Genomic DNA, 210 nt, shown 5'->3' with positions numbered 1-210 from the left:
TGGACCTGGGTGGACTCGAACCACCGACCTCACGCTTATCAGGCGTGCGCTCTAACCACCTGAGCTACAAGTCCATAATTGATTAATTCCCAATTCACAATGCACAATTCACAATTGCAAACAGGGAATATATTATAACAAACAGTGTGTGAGAACTTGAATTATCTTCCTTAGAAAGGAGGTGATCCAGCCGCACCTTCCGATACGGCT

At 45.2% G+C, this 210-nt stretch carries 1 tRNA gene; it reads right to left on the bottom strand.

Features of this window, described 5'->3' with window-relative positions:
• Positions 1-74, bottom strand: a tRNA-Ile gene (locus ACOEN1_RS13600).
• Positions 75-210 lie beyond the last annotated feature (136 nt).

Origin of the sequence: Gudongella sp. DL1XJH-153 (assembly GCF_049310905.1) — a bacterium.
In the GTDB taxonomy this organism is placed as follows: domain Bacteria; phylum Bacillota; class Clostridia; order Tissierellales; family Tissierellaceae; genus Gudongella.
Note: the sequence above shows the minus strand (reverse complement) of the source record. Positions and strands in the feature narration are given on the sequence as shown.